Genomic DNA, 19,649 nt, shown 5'->3' with positions numbered 1-19,649 from the left:
GGAATGAACTCATTTTTTATTCATATGGATTTTCAAATCATGATTCTCATCGATCTCAATAACGTATTGTCGATTGATGGTCATTTGAATAGGACTCGGGATCGACAGCTTTGGTGAAAACAGCCACACACGACCTGGAGGCACCAACAATATGTATGTATCGCTGTTCGGTGCGCCTAAAAAATTGAGGTGATGCTCATCAATCGGGTTGCCATCTCGGCGGTGAATCTCGATATTCGCAAGTTCCTGTGCGACATGTAGCGGGTCTACTGCAGTCAGACTCATCTCGCCGATTCCAAGAAAGTCATCAGTAGAAAATACCTCTGCATCACTTTCCGGGTTAATCGAGTGTCGAGCAATCAATTCGACGACATTCTCGTCCGCATCGTAAAAATAAAGTGACGAGGCATCAATCCCTTCAAAGTAAATCTCATCCTCATCATCTTCACTCAAAAGTGAAACACGTGATTTAATCCATTCTTTCGCTTCTTTGAATCGATTGGACGGGATATTAATGGCGAAATGATACTGTCGCTCTTGAACGGTCGCTGCCTCTTGAAACACCAGCGCATCTTCACCTAGATTGATTCGAAAACTCGGCGAGTCTTCTTCAATGACTGATAATCCAAGCTTTTCCGCATAGAAACGTTTCATTTCGTCAAGCCGGTTCGTGTACAGTGTAGTTTCTGTGATTCTCATGAAATCCCTCCTCGCTTTCCTCATCACTATTCTTGATTCCTTCACTTGATCATTCGCTTGTACTTTTTGTATTCTCGCCAACTCATATCCATCCCTAACAGCTCGTTACAAACGTCCCTATTCCAAGTATGTGGGTTGAAACCAATCACTTGAGTCACACATTTTTCACTTGCATCGTCGAAAGTCAAAGCCAGTTGAACAAGTCCCTTCTCTATATAAGATTTGGCCAACCTCGGATTGTGTCGCATGAAATATTCTCCTAAAGAAAAGTAGGGCTGAACTGCCCACGGACATCTCTCAATGGCCTTGACCAGATACTCTCGCTCCATATGTCGTAGCGATTTTGACATGTTTAGACAAATCAATCCAGAAACCTCAGCTGATGCTTCTTCAATCAATCGATTAGCCACTTCAAAGACTTCATCGTCCAACTCAAAATCATTCCAACCCATATCATATAACGCTAAAGCCAAATAGAATGGTTTATCTGGATGATATGAAAAGGCTGTTCGACAAAATGCATTCACTCGATCATAATCTTCAATCCGATCCATCCGTTCGTATCCAATAAGCAAATCCCAACGATATGAATCAGTCGGGTCAAGGATCACATAGTCAATCAACAGCTGCTCGATATCCGAAGAGTTGCGCATGAAGTGTTCAAGTTCATTGAATTGTTTGTCGTGAACAAGTACCTCTATTCGCTCCAACATGGTCTGCTGAATGGAAGTGAGCGCTTGATTTCCTGAATACAAATCGAAAATCAGGGATGACTTCAATTGACTCACCCTGTTCCCCTCCTTTATTCATCACGTTCAACTAGTCGGAAAATTTCATCAATCCTCGACCTCGTGATGCCATTGCGCTGTTCGATGGCAAGAGGATGATTCGTCGGTTCGAGTTCAATCAACGGACGTAGTCCGACACCACGCATATGAACATTCGTCTTCAGATTGATAGTGTTCGGATAGATGGGAAGATCTGTCGATAGCCAGCCGAACATCGGGTCAAGGTCAACACGAGCGGGTTCATCCCATGAATCGATGACTTTGAAAAAGTTATCCGCACTGAGTGACACCCAGACGTTCCAGATGAAGGGGTCTTCTTCCCCAATGATTGGAATCTCGAGGCATCCATAAATGAAGAAGTGGGCTTCATCGAGGACGCATACATCATCTGTCAATACGACACGTTTTTTCATCTCACGTGTTGTCAATCCATGTAGAACTGTTGGCATCATTGATCCAAAACCAACTTCACTTTCTGTATTCCTGCCACATTTTGAGCAAGTACAATCTTTGTTGTGTTTTCGTTTGAATGGGTATCTCATACATTCTCTCTTTCTATTTTTAAGTTAAAATACGGTATGTGAAATAACAAAATGCTAATAAGATTATAATAGGTCAGACAATCATTGTACCTTTTGAAACAGTATCTAATATTCTCGTCCTCGTATCATTTTTCGATAGAAACACTTCTTCACCCTTTTCATCATAACAATACGCGATTGGTATCGATACACCACAATTTTGATACGACCCATCCGCGTGACTCGTTCCGATAATCATCGCTTTACGTTCCATCGCAATCTTTCTCGCTTCTTCGGACCACTCCATGAATTGTTCTTCACTAAACATCCCGACCCCGATTGGATTGAAGATGATTGATAGATGCTCATGATTCTTTAATCCCTCTACACCCATAAAAATCTCCCTGCAAAGTAAATATCCGTATTCCTCCGCTCCGTCCTTGACACTTGATGGCATGAACAGGCGCACACTTTCAGGTGTTTTCGGTCGCGTTAACAGCGTTTCACCTTTCTTATTTACAATGAGAACCCGATCTTTATTCGTGTCATCCCGATAACCTAAGACAATTGCCGTCTTGAATGCACTAGCTAACTGACGAACCATATCTAATTCTATATATGTACAATATCCCTCTGGGTAGAGAATCAAGTCTACTGCAGGGTTCGACTCAATCTCTAGCTTCAGTTGCTCGAGATTTCGTTCCATCTTTGGTTGTCCAATTAATACATTCATCATTAGTCCCCCGCTCCATTGACTACGTCTAGTATTCATATGTATGTGAGATGATCGTATGCACCTCACCATAAAGCACGAATTCAATCCTTCTTCATAATACCATCAATCATCTGATTCATTCCTATTCAATTGTCACAATCACATTCCCAACTTTTGTCCCTTGATCCACATATCGGTGTGCCTCGACAATCTCATCCAGTGGATAAACCGAATCAATAACGGGTTGCAGCTCTCCTGCTTCAAACAATTCGTTCAAGAACCTCAAATCCTCTTTTCGTTCACTCGCTGGCCCCTGTCCCGCAACAGAACGGAATGACCCGTTCTCCGCAACATGTTTTCGAGCCAATCGCTTATCAATTTTTCCAGACGCATCAAACACCACATCATACGTACCCAATTCGCGGTCGTAGCCTTCTTTCGAATAATCGACGACCACATCTGCCCCGAGTCGCTTTACGAGCTCCACATTCCGCTCATGGCAAACTGCTGTGACATGTACGCCGAAATGTTTCGCAATCTGTACGGCAGTGGAGCCGACCGCACCCGAGCCACCATAAATCAAAACAGTTCTCGCCCGTTCGATGTTTGCTTTCCGTAAAAAATGTAACGAGGTGGTTCCTCCGAACGGAAGTGCCGCCGCCTCGATAAAGCTGGCATGCTCGGGCATCTGAACCACACATTTCGATTCGTTCACGCAAGCAAACTCCGCATATCCACCAAACCTCATCCCGGTGAGCGCATAGACGTTCTCCCCTACTTGAAAGCTCTTTACACCACTACCGACCTCTACCACTACACCTGCCAACACGACACCAAGAATCGGTTGTCTTGGCGCATTAAACCCCATAACGATTCGCATCGGTAGTTTTCCGAGTGCAGGAACGTCCAGTGCGCGAAGTCGTCGATCTCCTGAGTGAACGGCCGATGCATGTACTTGAATCAGTAGCTCATTGCTTTTGGGTTTCGGGCGGTCTACGTCTTGAATGACGAACACTTCTGGTCCCCCATACGCCGTACAAATCGCAGCTTTCACGTTGATTCACTCCTTTTCTGATTTGTCACTTCTTTCTGTTATATACGTTCCCGCAATCATGAGGGTTCAGTCGATTTGGCATAGAAAAACCAGATGACATCATACGATATCATCCGGTTCATTCTTTAATGTTACACTCGCATCTACGAGAGAAAACGGATTGTCGAGCGACGCGGCTGCTGCTTCTGATTGTGCGATGTTTATTTCGGTCACCATCGGTTCTTGTCGACGTAGACGGAACGCCCGTTCGAGTCGACTGGTCAATAAATTAAAGATAAAGATCAACGCCGCGAGCGCAATCGCAGGGATCAGGAATAGATGATTTGTCATCCATGTCATCGCTGTGAATTGTCCGAAATAGTATCCAAACATCGAAGACCATTCATAAATCGTCGGCATGACTCCTTCATGCAAAAGAACAGTACCTCCAAAGAAGATTCCAAACAATGAAAGATGAATGAGCAACATGAGCGTCTGTACGAATTGTTGCATAAATACGATGACAAGCGTCGGAATCAGATGGGGCAAGAGATGAAGTTTCACGCGATGCCAGACGCTGCCACCAAGTGTCTGGGCAACAATCATAAACTCTTGTTGTAACAATTGACGAATCTCCGTGATGAGATATAGCGTGACGGCAGGTAATCCGAGAACGACTAAAACGATTAGCTCAATCTTCACCCGATCCCATAGTGGAGGCACTTGTGTCGAATCCCAAAAAATCATCGTCGAGGCGAGCATCATCAATGCGAGCAAAGATATCGGCAAAATCAAGAATCCATCGAGCAACGTTTTAAAAAAGTGATTCAATCGCGCTCCTCTAAAAGCAAGCGGTATCCCTATCAATAAGCCGATGACCATTCGTCCGAGTGCGACAATCGCACAGATACTAACGGTCCATTTAAATCCTTCCACGAGCATCTGGAATAAATCATATCCAGCATTGTCTGTCCCGAGCCATTGATATTTCGAAGGTTCTAGTGGTGGAATCCCGATGAGTCTCCCCTCATCCGAGTACAGCATAAGAGTTTGATCAACGTTCCCATCACGAAATACGGTATTCCCAAAACTCATCAACAGTAGACCTGCTACGATGACAAAACAGAAGATAAAAATCGGGTCACGCATTAATACGCGTCGCATCAAATCCCTCCTTTCCATGCATTCGGAATAATCCATTCAATCAGTAAATCCAACAGAAAAATCGGGATATAGATGACGAATAAAATGACGAGCAAGATCTCCATCTGTGGGTTGTAGACGGCGAATCGAAACAGTCCCTGGACGTTGAACAAATATTCAACGATGAGAAGTGTCGATAAGATGGTGATGATGTTTGAACGAAAAAAGAGGTAGAAGCGATAGATGATGTTCGGCAACAAATGCTTCCAAAACAGCCCTCTAGGTTGAATCCCTTTCGCTTGGGCAAGCTCAAGGTAAGGGATGGCCTCTTGTTCATGGATATGGATGGTCAGCCATTTGATAAAGAAGAATAACGTTGTCAGTGTCAATGTGACAATCGGTAGAAATCGTATGTATTCTGCGAACCCACCAGCTACTTCGATTCGGTCAAACCCTGTTGCTCTATGTATAGAAATAGCAAGAAACTGTGAGAAGATTAACCAAAATAAATCAGGCACCATCTCGAGCGTCTGACTCGTTTGGTGCAGGACGGTGCGAACCCGCCTGCCGCTCCGATAATAGTAGTAGGCATACAGGAGACCAAGTATGGTCGACACGGCGAGCGCCGTCGTAAAAATGATGACCGACTCTTTGACGAGCGGTCCAAGTGCAGGTAATAAAGGTAAATCTGTTTGAGCGGTGACATTGTAGTATGTAATCTCATCAAGCTTTTGGAGTTGGTCCAGCTGTTGTTGGATGCCGTTCCAGTAACTCGTCAGACTAAAATCTGTTTGAACGACGATCGTCGGTAGCGTACTGATCGCAATCAAGACAAAGAATGCGATGACAAGATGTGCAGATTTTCGTGCAAAATAGGCCATAGTTCTGTCTCCTTTAGATGAGATATCTCAATCATAAGTGTGGAAAGACTCTCGTTATTCCTTCATTTTGTAAAGGGAATTATATCCAAAGACACTTTCCATTGATTCTAGCATAACTATTATGTGAATAGAAACAATTTTCAGAAATCATGATGGAGAATGATGTGTGCTATGATGGATTTATAGAAATATTTAGGAGGTTTTAAGCATGTGGGTTATTTTTGGATTAGCTGCCATCGGGGCCACGCTATTGAATTTGACAGTCTTTATGATGGAAAAAGATTACAAACTACCGATGGCGATTGCGCTGTCCTTGACTGCTCTCACGCTATGCGCCGAGTATAGCCTAATCAATATGTGGGTCAAAGCAGAGGACTGGGCTGCCTTAAAGGATGTGGTGCCCGGAATGTCACGCGCATTATGGTTCTTGACGATTGCGGCGATTTTCTTGAATCTCCTTCCGATATTTTTAGAAGGAAAGCGGAAAAGGATGATGCAATCAAAAAAGGAATCAGTTTAAATTTAAAATAATTAATTACAAATAAAAACGTGATTGAAGCTATACTTCTAGCTTCGATCACGTTTTTGTTTAGCAAGAATCCAATTAAAGGTCAAAAGCAATCACATAATTTCCACCTACAATTTCTCCGTTGACGAGAAGTGCTGCACGTTTAGTATCTTCTGGAATCTCATAGGTCAACGTAATAAGTGAAGTAGATGGAACCCGTAACCAAGAATTGTGTTCCCACCCTCCTCGTTCGACTACCGTGAACGACTTGACTGCATATTCTTCACCATTGTCATCGAGTAATTTATAGCCTGGAGGATAGTATTTAATAATTCCTCCATCTGAGTCCGTCCCGGCCTTCGGTGTGTCACCACGTACTGCTACAGAAACTAATTTGTATCCTAGATTAGCCGAGGCGACTTCATCAGGCGTCGGAACAATTTTTTCAATTCTTACGGGTTCATCCCGATAGGTCGGATCATCATATTCATAATATCGAAGTGCATCACTTCCTCGCTTTTCGATTTCTGGAGAAGTTTTCATAGTTGATTCTTTTAAGTTCAACCCAATCACATACTCCCCGGCCACCATATCTCCCCTAACGATGAGTGCGACCCGTTCCGATTCTTTTGGTACTTCGTATGTCAGAATCAGTTTCGTGACAGAGGGGACACGCAGATAGGCTTTATTCTCCCATCCCCCTTGCTCTACCATGGTATGAGACACTTGTTTATACTCGTTCCCTTTCTGGTCCAAGAGAGGATATCCTTGAGGAGCAAATTTGAACGTGCCTCCCTCGTAATTCTTGTCTTCAAAGAACACATCTGCCGTCAGAGGAATCGAGACCAACTTGTTCCCCTCTGACGGAGATGGAGTCTCTTGAGGTGGATCAACAGGATCACCGATCGTGATATATTCATCTTCATAGGCAGGGTCTCCCGCTTCATAATATCGATAAGCCTTCTGCCCCCTGTCTTCGATTGCATCGTTTGAACTGGACACCGATTCCGCTTCGGTATGTTTCGATTGTCCAGAACCCAAGTCTTCTATTTTTTCTCCAGAAGTCCCCTCGACCACTTCTTGTGTTTCCCTGCTCTGATCAAGACCTGCACCGTCCGGGAGCGCAAAGAAGAAGAGCGTCAGAACGGCTGCTCCTAGTCCACCTGCGACGGTCCCAAGGACCCACTTGAAGCGTCGTTCGGTCCTCTTCGTGTTCACCTGTGTCCCTCGCATTGCCTGATAAGGCATGACATTCGCGGCCATCTGTGCGGGAAGGAGCGCCCCGCCGAGTCCCGTTATAATTGGGACGAGTAGTGTCGCCGTGAGGAAAAGCACCTCGGTGAGCGGGAGTGATCCATATACGTTCCAGACAAGTATTCCTGCAACTATCAGTCCAATCACCCCTGCCATTAGGCCAAGCAGACCTCCCTCGAGGAGCACGAGTCCACGTATGTTCGAAGAGCGCCAGCCGGTCGCCTTCAGGATCGCAATCTCACTTCTGCGCTCATTGATGTTCTGCCACATGACCTCCGTCGTCGTCAGGACAGCAATCAGGAGCGAGACACCCATGGCGACATAATGCATCGTCCCCACTTCCAGTGCAACGTATTCCCCGAGGAGCGAGGTGAACATGACTCCTTGCAGTCGGACGGAGACGAATAAGAAGAACATGAACAGACTCGTCGGCACGGCGATCGCGAGGAGCGTCAAGAGCGTGCGCTTCCACTGCGTGACGAGCTGGTTGAACGCCATCCCGATCACGCCTTCGGCCCGAACGAGCCGTAGCCCGCGTGTCGTCGCACCGGAGCGCAGTGCCTCATATGGCTTGATTCGCCGGATCATCATCATTGGCACAAGGGATCCCATCACATAAATACCGAGCCCCCCAAACCCGATCAAGATGACACGAATCCCTGTCGTCGCCGTTTCTCCGGCAAGGAGGAACGCGCCCAAAATCGACCACGCGATGAGGGCAACGACACCACCGAGCAGTAACGCCTCCATCAAGAGGAGCCTTGAGAGTTGACGTGGTCCCCAGCCAAGCGAGAGGAGCACGGCGAATTCTTTCTTCCGAGCGTACAACATGATCACGTTCGAGGTGAACACGTACAGGATTGCGACGAGGATGACACTCGCGATGACGCCACCCATGCCCATCTTCGTCTCCTCGAAGATGGTGAACGAGGACCCTAGTCGGACCCACGGCTGTTGAACCCAGCCGAGCGCCTCGCCTTCTTGAAGACCCGGTAAATATGTGAGTGCCATCTGCGGGGACGACCCGAGCGTGACGTCAGTGATGAGTCCCGTCTTCTCCTCGATCTCCTTCGCAATCGCTTGGAGTTTTGCCTCGCTCTCTTCATTCAACTCGTCGACCCCACTGACATTGACCCGGATCGCCGAGATCGGCTCGTCACCAAGGATGGTTGCGGCCGCCTCGAGCGTTGTCAAGACGAGCGGTGGACGTGTGAGGAAGCCACGATCGTTGTTGACCGGCAACATCTCCTTCACCGGGTTGACCGGCTCGTCGTCGGCATCGATGACCCAATCGGCCTTCGCCGGGAAATAGGTCTCCATCGGTAAATCCGTCAGCGGGTCGCGTGCCATGTCAAGCTTCCCAGGATCGAAGACCCCGATATAGTTCATTTTCACTTTCGGCCAAGTCGCACTCGTCTCCCCGAAGGTAGATAAAGGGCGATACATCTGTTTGTAAGGATAGATGCTGTCTTCAGGCACCTCATATGGCTTCACCTGATAGGCGAACGGCCATCGATCTGAAAATGGGCTTTTCAGAGGCTCATAATCGAGAGATGAGGGACGAAACGCCAAAAACTCAAACCCATTCGATTCATTGGCAAAGCTAAATCCTTGCCCGTCCATAAACGACTGAATTAATTTCTGATGCACCTCTTTTGTACTGATTTTATCCAGACGACTCGTTTCTTTCCCAGGAAGGGTATCTAGGAATGTCTCGCCACCCGCCTCCCGTACTTTGTCTGCGATCTCAGTCGTGTCCAAGGAGTCGAACGGAAGCTCTACCTCCTCCAGACGATATTCCATCGTGGCATCCACGAACATCTTAGAACTCATCAAGACAGGGATATGAGTGATCCCATCTTGTACCTCTGTTTCTCCTGACTGTTCGAAATATCGACTGATCCCTTCTTTTTCAATGATTGCCTCATCTAACCCGACAAGTGCTGCTTCTGCCTCAGGGTCAATCCCCGCTATCATGAAGCTTGAACCATAGGCCGGCACAAATTTTCCGCCGGGCATCGTCGGGCTGAGTCCATAATTCGGATCAGCATCCATAGGGCGCCATCCGCCTAAAAAATATGTGGATGACTCCTCAACCTCGACAGTGGCGCCGGTGTTCGTCTCTTCGGAGAAAAGGACTCTGTATACAACGGGCTTTGACATATCGAACTCACCGACGTCTTCAAAGTAATCATGTGACCCGATCATCGCAATCGGTGCCGCGACTTCGATGTCGCTGATTTGCTTGATCTGCTCATACTGCTCGAGCGTGATCCCACCCTGTAGTCCGCTCATATAGTTTGGCTCGAGGAGGTTCAACTCCTCGGTCACGCTCCGCGTGCCCGGTGGCCGAACGACGATGTGGTAAGAAGACTTCCACCGTTTCTCGAGCTCAGAGACGACGGTCCCCTTGTTCGACTCGGTCAATCCGACGAGATACGACAGCCCGGTACTGACGATCAAGACACCGACGAGGAGCAGGATGAATCGTTCCTTGTTGCGCCACCATGAATTCCAGATGAACTTAAGCATGTCCTGCCACCCTCGTATCGATCACTTCGATGACCTCACCATCCTTCATTCGAACCTGGGCGTCGGCCCGCTCGGCGATACCCGGGTCGTGGGTCACACAGATGACCCCGCACCCCTTCTCTCGGTTCAACTCTCGTAACAGTTCAAAGATGACCTCGCCCGTCTCGGAGTCAAGATTCCCGGTCGGTTCGTCCGCGAGCAGCCATTCCGGCTCATGGATGAGGGCGCGTGCGACTGCGACGCGCTGTTGCTGTCCGCCTGACAACTGTGACGGGAGAGCATCTACCTTGTCGCTCAACCCGACCCGATTCAACAAAGCGAGCGCACGTTCCTTCGGATCATAGTCGACTTTACGACCGAATAGCGGTGCCATCACGTTCTCGACCGCGGTCAGAGTTGGGATGAGATGAAACTGTTGAAAGATAAATCCGACTTTTTCGAATCTGAAGTCAGCTAACTCTTTAGCTTTCAGTTTATTCAAGAGCTGATCATTGTAATACAGTTCACCACTCGATGGAACGTCTAATGTTCCAAGTAAACTTAACAACGTCGACTTACCCGAACCTGAAGGACCGATAATGGATATGAAATCGCCATTTTTAAATGTCAAAGTAACATCTGATAACGCATTTGTTTCGACTCCTTCACCTGAAAACGTTCGAGTTATTTGATTACACACGAATGTACCCATTACTTCCCTCCTCATTTCATATGCATAAATTCTACATAATTCTAATATACATAAATTTTGGAATTAAGCTACTTTTTTTGTAAAAACTTTTTTATAATTCATAATCATTAACTAATAAAAAACTTGTATCGGATTAACCCGGTACAAGTCATTTGTATCCTGCTCTTATTCAGTCGAAAACAACAGTTCGCCTTCCATAGATCTCAACTCATAATCTATCCCGCTTTGAAACTGCTTCGTCATCGTCGCGCGACATGAAAATAGTTGTCCCGGACCATATGCAACGTCCGGAATTTCCTTGAAGCCATATGACCGCTCGCCGAACCATAGCGTCACGTTCGATGAACCCTTCGATGATCGGTCATCGACGACATAACATTCTCCCGTCTCGACGATGTAATTCGTCGTCATACGGTCGTACGTCTCCATACCCGCCATTCCAAGTACAAGAAAAGAACAAAAAAATGCGAGAACGGCTTGACCTAATTTCACACGATTGCGTGTTTTCCGCCAATCTATCCAATAGATGACAAGAGAAGCCAGACACAATAATCCAATGAACCAATAGAATACAATTTCCAACAACCCAATCACCTCAATTTATAATACGAATTTCCTCGAAAAAAGATTCGAAGCTTCTCACAAAAAAACTCGACACACGTCGAGTTAAGTCGTTTCATACTCCAGCTTTCGCTTTTGCCAAGCCAAGAGCAGGATGCTGATGATGACGAGTAGGAACCACGAAGACAGTTTTCCTAAATCAACGATGGCCCAACCGTTCAACTGGTCCGGATACGCCCAGCCGTTGTAAAAGGTCACAATATTTTCAGCGAGCCAGATGAAGCAGGCAATCAAGAAGAACGACAGCACGACCGGCATCTTGAATCGCCGATCATCGAGTTTGTACGAGACAACCGAGCGGCCAAACGCCAAGAAAATGAGTGCGATCAATAGCCATCGCAGATCTAGCCAAACATGGTGCCAGAAGAAGTTGAAATAAATCGCAATGCCTAGTCCGAAAGCGATGATTGGGTTTGGCATCTTCGTGAACTGTAAATCGAGGCGACGCCACGCTTGAACGACATAACTCCCGACGCTCGCATACATAAACCCCGCATAGAGCGGGACGCCCCATACTTTTGTAAACGCCTCGTCCGGATAGCTCCATGACCCCATCTGTACTTTGAATAGCTCAAGTCCAAGACCGATGACATGGAACCAGCTGATGACTTTCACTTCTTCGATTGTTTCGAGTCCCGTTTTCACGATGACCACCTGGACGAACATACACCAGATAAATAAGACATCGTAACGGGGAAACGGCAACTCCAAAAATTTCGTGACGGCGAGTGCACCAAAGATGGCGACTGGGAAAATACAGCTGAGGGCTTGTTCATAAGCGAAAATAAAGAGATAGCGGATGCGTCCCATCGATTGATCCTACCTTTCTATATATTCGTATAAGAAAGAAGACTCCCCGTCATAAAAACGTGGGTCAAAGACGCCGAGCCGTTCCTCATTTGCCACGATGACAACGAACGGTGACCATTTCGTCAATGTGTGCGCCTCTTGATTCGCTTCAAACAATGGTTCAAGACTCACTTGTTCGTTAGACGTCAAGTTGTATTGTAAGGTTGCTTTTTGATAAATCGAATCTTTATAGAGCGAAACGTTCTCGTCAGCCTTTGTGATGACGGTGAACTGCGTCGGGATGAAAGAAGCCGAAAGGGCTACTTCGTCGTGTTCATCTGCATATGCCTGATACAAGTAAGCTCCTTGCGCACTTTGAATCGCGACATACAGGACGAGGGCAGACCATGCATACCGATACGTCTTATAGCGGACTTCTTGTTTACGGGCCACGAGCCAGGCGACCAAGAAGATGCCTCAATAGACAAAGTCGACAATCGGGATCACACCGAATGTGATCCTCACGTCCGAGATCGGTTCGAAGTAGCCCGTCCCCCACGCATTGAATAAGTCTGATGTGTTGTGTATGAACACAGACAACAGAGCCCACCAAAAATAACGGATGTCCGTCACTCGAAAGAGAAGACGAACGAGTATGTAGATGAGCAGTGCGAAGAGCGGGACGAGAAAGATGGAGTGGGTGATGCCGCGGTGCCACATCTGATACATTCCTTCCGTGTCCCATAGTCTTGAAATCACATCACTGTCCGGGATTTGACTCCCGACGAGCGTCGTGACGAACAAGGCTCGTTTTTCATGTTGTTGTAAATCACGTTTATCGGCTGCACCATATAGCGTTAGACCGAATAACGTATGTGTAATCGTATCCACGTTCTACCTCCATAGCGAAAGAGACATCTCCCAATCAAGGATGATGTCTCTTCATGTTAGTTCTCTTTATCCATTTTCATGGCGCGTCTTGCGACGATCGTTACGAAAATGACAGCGACAATCGGAATGATCAATGGCATCCAATTCAACATCCGCCTGTCCCCCTTCATTAAGTGTCGCAAGCAGTATAGCACATCTGATTACTCGATGGATGAATGAATGCTTGTATTCTCATAAGTATTTGCCATTTTTTCAATCGTTGCCTTCATATGGTCGCGAAGCGTGAGTGGTTCAACGACTTCTACCTGTGCCCCTAAAGAGAGCAACCAGTAAATGAATCCGTCAGACACGGCCGCATCGAAACGGATGAGGAAACGTTCTTCATGTTCATACACAGAGACGTCTTCTCCTAACTTATCGAAGATGACCGGAAGAACGCGCTCATCGACCGACAAGACGATTTGCTCATCCAAGCCGTTGTACATATTGAAGGACTTTTGGTAATAGTCATCTGGAAGATGGTGTTTCGGACGAATGGTGCCGTCTTCTACAATCTCGGAGTTTACGATTCGGTCGACCCGATAGTTCCGAACCTCTCCGATCGATTCATCGATGCCAATCAAGTAATACTGTTCGTGATTCCAATGCAAGTCGATTGGATTGATGACGTACCGCTCTCCATCACGACGGAGCGGGAACGTTCGCTTCGTCACGTCGAATCCGATGACATCCGTATATTGGAACGAGATGGCTTTCCGTTCATGAATCGCTCGCTGAATGCGGTCGATATGGTACGGAATCTGTCCGTGTTTTTTCTTCGGTGTCTTAATGATCGATTGTAACGTCTGCGCCTCAGGATTGCTCGTCAGCATTTGAAGCTTTTCAACGATTTCTTCGGTCACGTCTTCTGAGATGAATTTGGCTGCGACGATGGCATCGACCATCATTCGAAGTTCGTGAATCTCGAACAAACGAGCAGAGTGCCAATATTTTTTGGCGAGACCATTCTTCTCCAATTCATCCTGCACTTCAAACCCCGAATTATTCAGTGCTTGGATATCGTCTTTCACCGATTTTTTTGCTAACTTAGAAGTATCTCCAATTGTTGACAAGTATTCGAGCAAATCTTCTAGTGTTTTAGGATTTGCTTCGTCCGTGTAACGTTCGAAGAAACGTCGAACTTCAAGTAACCGCTCTCGGTTATTCACGGTTCTATCCCCTTTCATTTCTATATCTATAATATGTATAAACAGACATTATCATTTTATTTCCACGAAATAAAGGTATTTTCCATTACAAACTGTTTAAGGAGGCGCCATCTGAAGTGAAATATTACGCACACGTCGACGGCTCAAAAATTGAATATATAGACCGTGGTCACGGTCCTGTGATCGTACTGATTCATGGGACCCAGTCATCGAGTTTAGAACCATACCATGTGGACCAGCTCGTTTTGTCCGGGTTTCGGGTCATAGTCCCATCTAGACCCGGATATGGAGAAACACCGTACTCTTTTTCAGCATCTCCTCAACTCTTTGCATCCCGACTCACTCACTTGATGCAAATGCTAGAAATTGATCAATATCATGTTTACGGCATCTCTGCCGGAGGACCGACCGCGATTGAACTCGCGTCCCAAAACCATCGTGTCCGAAGCTTGACACTAGCTGCCGCCGTGACGAGTGTCGTCGATTTTCCGTATCGGGACACAGTCAGCAGAAATATTGTCCAACCTGCATTCATCGCGCTTCAATACATCATGAAACAATTCATTGCTCGTGCCATTCAAAAACATCCTTTCGAAGCGACAGCACGCATGATTCAATCGACGAGTGTGTTGGCACTCGAGACGATTCGGGAAGAGGTGTCTCCTTATGACATCTTCCTCCTCAAACGTGTCGCCAATCAAATGGCGTTTGGCCTTGGCGCACAGTTCGATTTGAAACAGCGTGTATCGAGCGAAGTCTTACTTGGTGTGTCGTGCCCGACCTATATCATTCACTCGAAAAATGACAAAGCCGTACCCGTTCGCCACGCCTATTATGCGAAGCGTTTGATTCCCCATGCTCAGCTAACAATCCTGAACAGCCCGGGTCACTTGATTTGGGTCGGACGGCAAGCTAGAAAATCAGAGCGACAAATCGAACGATTCATTCGATTCAACTCGTAAGCATCTCATAAAGAGGTGCTTTTTTTAAGTATTTAACCCGAGGACATCAATCAATCGATTCGTCGTCTGTTCTGGTAACTTCCAAATAACGTCCGTTCGTTCGAGTTTCGTGATCACACTTGGACGGTTCGGTTGACCGAGCCAAAGTTGATAACATTCATACTCCCCACCCTTGTACTGTACTGTGAGGTCGAAATCAGGAGTCACTTCAATCTCAATGCCTTCGATTTCTTCCGAACTTCGTAGCATTTCCGCGAAGACCCGCACCTGGCTCAATTCATGAAACTCTAACGCCACTTCTGAATTGAATATTCCGCGCTCTGATGACTCCGCCACGATCACGTGTTCGATTTCTTCATTCTCAATCTCTCCAATCGGATCACCAAATGGTGCGGTAATCGTACGAATTGCATCAACCCACTTCATCATTTTATCCATCATTTCACCCCTCTCGCCTAATATACGTCGCATCATTTAAATCGGTTTCAATATTTGGGAAAATAAAAAAGCCGAGCAAACGCTCAGCTTTTACACTCATTCATACTTCCAACCAACTAGACTTGCCTCCGCTCCGACGAAGCGAATCCGTTTCTCGTCATCACTTGGGAAAACGCGGAGTGTTGCCACGGCGTCACCGTCGTTGACGAAACATTCGACGCTTGACGAATCGACAAACAGATGAAGGGACGTGACATCGATCACTTTTGTCCGGGTCGTCCCGAACTCGGTCGCGAACGGTTCACCCGCGTTTGTCCGATCGATGGTCAATTCGCGTGTATCTTTCTCGTACCGAATCACAAGCGACTCTTCTTCTGTCTTCAATAGTTCAAGCTCGAAGTCTTCTCCGAACGTCGACAATTTCAATTCATAACGTTTGGGCGAAATCATTTCGATATGCGTACCTGATTCGTCTGCGAACTGATTAGTTCGGAGTTGCTTCATTTCAAGGACTGGTCGTTGTTTTAATACGCCATCTTCAAGCGAGAGTTCTCGAGGAAGCGTCAACGCATGAGCCCAACCGTAGCGATCTGTCGGATATTCAATCTCTGGTAAGCCCATCCAGCCGACTAGAATACGACGACCATCATGCTCCGTCGTTTGCGGAGCGTAAAAGTCGAAACCGAAGTCGAGCTCTTCAAATGACTCGTGCGTGAAGACGAGCGTTTCTAAATCAAGAGTACCTGTGACGTATCCGGATTGATAGATGTTGTGGTAGCGATGACCCTCAGGCTCAATCCCTTGAGGAGAAAAAATGAGGACATGTCTTCCATTCAGTTCAAACACGTCAGGACATTCCCACATGTAACCGAACCGCTCGAGCTCGGTCTTCACTTCACCTAAAAACGTCCATTCATTCAAGTCGGTCGAACGATATAAGACGACACATCCTGTCTCATCCGTTCGCTGTGCGCCGACAATCGCATAATACGCTCCATCTTCTTCCCATACTTTTGGATCACGGAAATGTTCCGTGTAGCCTGCTGGAATATCCGGGATCGCCACGTTACGACGCTCAATTACCCCGTCACGTAAGACACCGATAATTTGCGAGGCGTGACGCGTCCAATCGTCGGTACGATGATTCCCGGTGTACATCACGTGAAGGGTGTCATCAACGACGAATCCACTTCCAGAATAGGCACCATGAGAATCTTCCTTCGTTTCAGGGACTAACGCCACCCCGCGGTCCGTCCAATGGACGAGATCGGGTGAACTGACATGGTACCAATGTTTGAGACCGTGAACTGGCCCGAGCGGGAACCACTGATAGAATAGATGGTACTCTCCATCGTAATATGCGAAGCCGTTCGGGTCATTGAGGAGGCCCGTAGGCGGCTGGATATGGTATCCAAACCGCCACGGGGATGCGGCCGTCTTTGTACGGAGCACCTCCATCTCGAGGGCGCTCACGTCACGGAGTGAACGATAACGTTCGGCCTTCGTCCAATTCATAGTGTCACTTCCTTTTTCATTACGCGGCTTGTTTGACCGCTTCTTTTTTTGCTTGTCGCTTCGCGAGGATGAATGTCAATCCAAATGTCACGGCGAATGCGATAGCCATACCGATGATATATGAGATGATCGAACCAGGTGCGATTGAGATAATTCCCGGTAATCCAGCAGCACCGAGCGCTACTGCCAATACGTCGTTTCCAACGATGAATGCAGAGGCGATAGCTGAACCGACGATGGCTGCGATGAACGGATAACGAAGCTTTAAGTTAACCCCGAACATGGCAGGCTCTGTGATTCCAAGTAATGCTGAGATCCCTGATGCTGATGCGACACCTTTCATCTTCTTATCAGCAGTCAAGAAGAAGACAGCGAGTGTAGCCGCCCCTTGTGCGACGTTCGACATCGCAGCGATTGGGAAGATGAACGATCCGCCAGTTTCGGCGATATCAGCAAGAAGTTGTGTTTCAATCGCGATGAAGCTATGGTGCATACCTGTAATAACGATTGGGGCGTAGAGAAGACCCATGATCAAACCACCGACGAATCCGAGTGAATCATACGTCCATACCAACCCATCAATGATCAAGTTCCCTGCTTCACGTGTGATTGGACCCACGAATGCGAACGTGATGAACGCTGTGAAGAGGAGTGAGAGTAACGGCGTAAGCAAGATATCAAGTGACGCCGGCATGAACTTCCGAATATTGATTTCAAGCTTCGATAAAATATACGTCGAGACGAGGACTGGTAAGACTTGTCCTTGATATCCTAACTTCTCAATCTCAAGACCGAAAATGTTCCAAACCGGAATTTCTTCAACACTAGCCTGTGCATATGCGTTAATCAAGTCCGGGTGAACCATGATCATACCGAGCGCTGCACCAAGATACGGGTTACCCCCGAATCGCTTGGCTGCGGAGAAACCTATGAGTACAGGTAGGAAAACGAAGGCGGCATTTGCGAACGTATTGATCATTGCTGCGAGGTCTGCCATGCCTGGATACTGGTCAATCAATGAACGTCCTTCGAAGAACAAATCCGGTGCCGTCAATAAGTTGTTGATCCCCATCAAGAGACCGCCGGCGACGATGGCCGGGATGATTGGAACAAAAATATCCGATAACATTTTGACGAACTGTTGGAGCGGGTTCATCTTTTTCGCTCCGGCTGACTTCACGTCTGTCGTTGACATGTCTCCAAGACCTGTCAATTGTGAAAATTCAGCATAAACCTTGTTGACCGTACCCTGCCCGATGATGATTTGGTATTGTCCTCCCGTTGAGAACGTTCCCTTAACCACATCAAGTTGTTCGAGTGCTTTCTCATCAACCTTTGACTCATCATTCAATACGAGACGAAGGCGCGTCGCACAGTGGGCTGCTGCCGCAACGTTTTCTTTCCCACCAATCGCCTCTAATATCGATGCTGCTTCTTTTTTGTAATCCATCTTCATTTCCCTCCTAACGTTTCATTCACAAGTTGTCGTGATGGAATTGCTGGAATTGCGCCATAAGCTGTACATGTTAATGCACCCGTTACGTTCGCATATTCAATGTCGGAACTTAAGCGCTCCGTGTCAAATCCGAGCGTCGCCAACCGATATAGATAAGCACCGACGAACGCATCTCCTGCTCCCGTCGAATCGACACTATCAATCGAGATTGAAGGAACGATTTCATGATGCGCGCTTGTCGCAATCAACGTGCCACGAGATCCTAGTGTGATGGCAATCTGTTTGGCGCCTAATTCAAGCAGTGCTTGAACCGCTTCCTCGAGTTGTTCTTCTCCGGTCAACAAGTGTGCTTCTTCTTCGCTCAATTTAATGAAGTCCGATTCCGCGATGAAATGTCTCGCATCCTGTTTGAACTGATCAAGGTCCGTAATCAATGCATCTCGATAGTTCGGGTCAAATGAGATGAACAAGCCATCCCGTTTTGCAAATTGCAATAATTTGAAGTACGCATCTTTTAGTTTTCCATCTAGTAATGCTGTCGCAGAACCGAAATGAATGAGATCACCTTTTTGAATCAATGACAAATCGATGGATTCAAACGCATAATCTCCGTCACTTCCGCGTCGGAACGTGAAGTCCCGCTCTCCGTCCTCTTGAATCGACACAAAAGCGAATGTCGTATCACCCGCTTCAACAAGGTTGTCTGTGCTGACTCCGTTCTCGGTCAACGTCTGCTTCAAGAAAAGACCAAACGGGTCATTCCCCACTTGTCCAAGAAAACTCGACTGTCCACCATGCTTACTGACGACTGCCGCCACATTTGCAGGTGCGCCACCTGCTTTTTTGACGAACGTCGTTCCGTTGACAAGGTCGCTCGATGCATCCTCGCACACCCAGTCAATTAACAATTCGCCGATACAATGTACGGTGTTCATATCGTCCACCTCCAAAAATCTTATAAGTTCTACATACAATTGGTACCGGTTCCAATTTAGAATAAAAAA

Annotated in this window: 18 protein-coding genes and 1 pseudogene; 2 read left to right on the top strand and 17 right to left on the bottom strand. The window is 46.9% G+C overall.

What is annotated here, in order from left to right:
• Positions 1 to 9: 9 nt before the first annotated feature.
• The 7 genes from KNO92_RS08375 to KNO92_RS08345 form a co-directional block, all read right to left on the bottom strand.
• Positions 10 to 699: a glyoxalase gene (locus KNO92_RS08375; protein WP_214760868.1), complete on the bottom strand. Its 690-nt coding sequence runs from the start codon at positions 697 to 699 to the stop codon at positions 10 to 12.
• 41 nt (positions 700 to 740) lie between these two features.
• On the bottom strand, positions 741 to 1,487 hold the full coding sequence (locus tag KNO92_RS08370) for a hypothetical protein (RefSeq protein WP_214692265.1): 747 nt from the start codon (positions 1,485 to 1,487) through the stop codon (positions 741 to 743).
• 14 nt (positions 1,488 to 1,501) lie between these two features.
• Positions 1,502 to 2,029 carry a DUF2199 domain-containing protein gene (locus KNO92_RS08365; RefSeq protein WP_214692263.1) on the bottom strand — a complete coding sequence of 176 codons (528 nt, stop codon included), beginning with the start codon at positions 2,027 to 2,029 and terminating at the stop codon, positions 1,502 to 1,504.
• Positions 2,030 to 2,102: 73 nt separating this feature from the next.
• A complete protein-coding gene (locus KNO92_RS08360; RefSeq protein WP_214692261.1) occupies positions 2,103 to 2,741 on the bottom strand; it encodes a hypothetical protein in 639 nt (212 codons plus the stop codon).
• Positions 2,742 to 2,865: 124 nt separating this feature from the next.
• Positions 2,866 to 3,777, bottom strand: a complete 912-nt coding sequence (locus tag KNO92_RS08355) for an NAD(P)-dependent alcohol dehydrogenase (protein WP_214760866.1) — start codon at positions 3,775 to 3,777, stop codon at positions 2,866 to 2,868.
• A gap of 99 nt (positions 3,778 to 3,876) precedes the next feature.
• A complete protein-coding gene (locus tag KNO92_RS08350) occupies positions 3,877 to 4,920 on the bottom strand; it encodes an ABC transporter permease (RefSeq protein ID WP_214760865.1) in 1,044 nt (347 codons plus the stop codon).
• A complete protein-coding gene (locus KNO92_RS08345) occupies positions 4,920 to 5,780 on the bottom strand; it encodes an ABC transporter permease subunit (protein WP_214760863.1) in 861 nt (286 codons plus the stop codon). Before KNO92_RS08345 ends, KNO92_RS08350 begins: the two co-directional genes overlap by 1 nt.
• A gap of 208 nt (positions 5,781 to 5,988) precedes the next feature.
• On the opposite strand from KNO92_RS08345, the gene KNO92_RS08340 reads away from it, so the two are divergent.
• Positions 5,989 to 6,300 (top strand): hypothetical protein, encoded by a 312-nt coding sequence (locus tag KNO92_RS08340; RefSeq protein WP_214760861.1) that lies wholly within the window; start codon positions 5,989 to 5,991, stop codon positions 6,298 to 6,300.
• A gap of 84 nt (positions 6,301 to 6,384) precedes the next feature.
• On the opposite strand, the gene KNO92_RS08335 is transcribed toward KNO92_RS08340, so the two are convergent.
• The 6 genes and pseudogenes from KNO92_RS08335 to KNO92_RS08310 form a co-directional block, all read right to left on the bottom strand.
• The gene (locus tag KNO92_RS08335) at positions 6,385 to 10,074 is read right to left on the bottom strand and encodes an ABC transporter permease (RefSeq protein ID WP_214760858.1); all 3,690 of its coding nucleotides are present in this window, start codon (positions 10,072 to 10,074) and stop codon (positions 6,385 to 6,387) included.
• The gene (locus KNO92_RS08330; RefSeq protein ID WP_251127089.1) at positions 10,067 to 10,765 is read right to left on the bottom strand and encodes an ABC transporter ATP-binding protein; all 699 of its coding nucleotides are present in this window, start codon (positions 10,763 to 10,765) and stop codon (positions 10,067 to 10,069) included. The genes KNO92_RS08335 and KNO92_RS08330 overlap by 8 nt, the downstream gene beginning before the upstream one ends.
• Positions 10,766 to 10,930: 165 nt before the next feature.
• Positions 10,931 to 11,347, bottom strand: a complete 417-nt coding sequence (locus KNO92_RS08325) for a hypothetical protein (RefSeq protein WP_214760854.1) — start codon at positions 11,345 to 11,347, stop codon at positions 10,931 to 10,933.
• An 84-nt stretch (positions 11,348 to 11,431) separates the two neighbouring features.
• Positions 11,432 to 12,196, bottom strand: coding sequence for a DUF817 domain-containing protein (locus tag KNO92_RS08320; RefSeq protein WP_214760852.1), 765 nt, complete (start codon positions 12,194 to 12,196; stop codon positions 11,432 to 11,434).
• Between the two features lie 9 nt (positions 12,197 to 12,205).
• Positions 12,206 to 13,066 (bottom strand): annotated as a pseudogene (locus tag KNO92_RS08315) (metal-dependent hydrolase).
• A 200-nt stretch (positions 13,067 to 13,266) separates the two neighbouring features.
• Entirely contained in the window at positions 13,267 to 14,274 is a 1,008-nt protein-coding gene (locus tag KNO92_RS08310; protein ID WP_214760850.1) for a helix-turn-helix transcriptional regulator, read from the bottom strand.
• 116 nt (positions 14,275 to 14,390) lie between these two features.
• Here KNO92_RS08310 and KNO92_RS08305 point away from each other — a divergent pair, with 116 nt between their 5' ends.
• Positions 14,391 to 15,236: an alpha/beta fold hydrolase gene (locus tag KNO92_RS08305; protein WP_214692227.1), complete on the top strand. Its 846-nt coding sequence runs from the start codon at positions 14,391 to 14,393 to the stop codon at positions 15,234 to 15,236.
• Between the two features lie 24 nt (positions 15,237 to 15,260).
• On the opposite strand, the gene KNO92_RS08300 is transcribed toward KNO92_RS08305, so the two are convergent.
• The 4 genes from KNO92_RS08300 to KNO92_RS08285 form a co-directional block, all read right to left on the bottom strand.
• A complete protein-coding gene (locus KNO92_RS08300; RefSeq protein ID WP_214760848.1) occupies positions 15,261 to 15,674 on the bottom strand; it encodes a YhfM domain-containing protein in 414 nt (137 codons plus the stop codon).
• A 96-nt stretch (positions 15,675 to 15,770) separates the two neighbouring features.
• Positions 15,771 to 17,189 carry a glycoside hydrolase family 32 protein gene (locus KNO92_RS08295; protein ID WP_214760846.1) on the bottom strand — a complete coding sequence of 473 codons (1,419 nt, stop codon included), beginning with the start codon at positions 17,187 to 17,189 and terminating at the stop codon, positions 15,771 to 15,773.
• 19 nt (positions 17,190 to 17,208) lie between these two features.
• Positions 17,209 to 18,639 (bottom strand): sucrose-specific PTS transporter subunit IIBC, encoded by a 1,431-nt coding sequence (locus KNO92_RS08290; RefSeq protein WP_214760844.1) that lies wholly within the window; start codon positions 18,637 to 18,639, stop codon positions 17,209 to 17,211.
• 2 nt (positions 18,640 to 18,641) lie between these two features.
• Entirely contained in the window at positions 18,642 to 19,580 is a 939-nt protein-coding gene (locus KNO92_RS08285; protein WP_214760842.1) for a carbohydrate kinase family protein, read from the bottom strand.
• Between the last annotated feature and the right edge of the window lie 69 nt (positions 19,581 to 19,649).

The sequence above is a fragment of the Exiguobacterium sp. s129 genome (genome assembly GCF_018617585.1).
GTDB lineage: Bacteria > Bacillota > Bacilli > Exiguobacteriales > Exiguobacteriaceae > Exiguobacterium > Exiguobacterium aestuarii_A.
The sequence above is the reverse complement of the archived record's forward strand: the minus strand, read 5'-3'. Positions and strand labels throughout refer to the sequence as shown.

Coding starts and splice junctions, on each gene's coding strand:
- KNO92_RS08375 (WP_214760868.1), bottom strand. CDS start 699: ATGAGAATCACAGAAACTACACTGTACACGAACCGGCTTGACGAAATG.
- KNO92_RS08365 (WP_214692263.1), bottom strand. CDS start 2,029: ATGAGATACCCATTCAAACGAAAACACAACAAAGATTGTACTTGCTCA.
- KNO92_RS08360 (WP_214692261.1), bottom strand. CDS start 2,741: ATGAATGTATTAATTGGACAACCAAAGATGGAACGAAATCTCGAGCAA.
- KNO92_RS08350 (WP_214760865.1), bottom strand. CDS start 4,920: ATGCGACGCGTATTAATGCGTGACCCGATTTTTATCTTCTGTTTTGTC.
- KNO92_RS08345 (WP_214760863.1), bottom strand. CDS start 5,780: ATGGCCTATTTTGCACGAAAATCTGCACATCTTGTCATCGCATTCTTT.
- KNO92_RS08340 (WP_214760861.1), top strand. CDS start 5,989: ATGTGGGTTATTTTTGGATTAGCTGCCATCGGGGCCACGCTATTGAAT.
- KNO92_RS08335 (WP_214760858.1), bottom strand. CDS start 10,074: ATGCTTAAGTTCATCTGGAATTCATGGTGGCGCAACAAGGAACGATTC.
- KNO92_RS08330 (WP_251127089.1), bottom strand. CDS start 10,765: ATGGGTACATTCGTGTGTAATCAAATAACTCGAACGTTTTCAGGTGAA.
- KNO92_RS08320 (WP_214760852.1), bottom strand. CDS start 12,196: ATGGGACGCATCCGCTATCTCTTTATTTTCGCTTATGAACAAGCCCTC.
- KNO92_RS08300 (WP_214760848.1), bottom strand. CDS start 15,674: ATGGATAAAATGATGAAGTGGGTTGATGCAATTCGTACGATTACCGCA.
- KNO92_RS08295 (WP_214760846.1), bottom strand. CDS start 17,189: ATGAATTGGACGAAGGCCGAACGTTATCGTTCACTCCGTGACGTGAGC.
- KNO92_RS08290 (WP_214760844.1), bottom strand. CDS start 18,639: ATGGATTACAAAAAAGAAGCAGCATCGATATTAGAGGCGATTGGTGGG.
- KNO92_RS08285 (WP_214760842.1), bottom strand. CDS start 19,580: ATGAACACCGTACATTGTATCGGCGAATTGTTAATTGACTGGGTGTGC.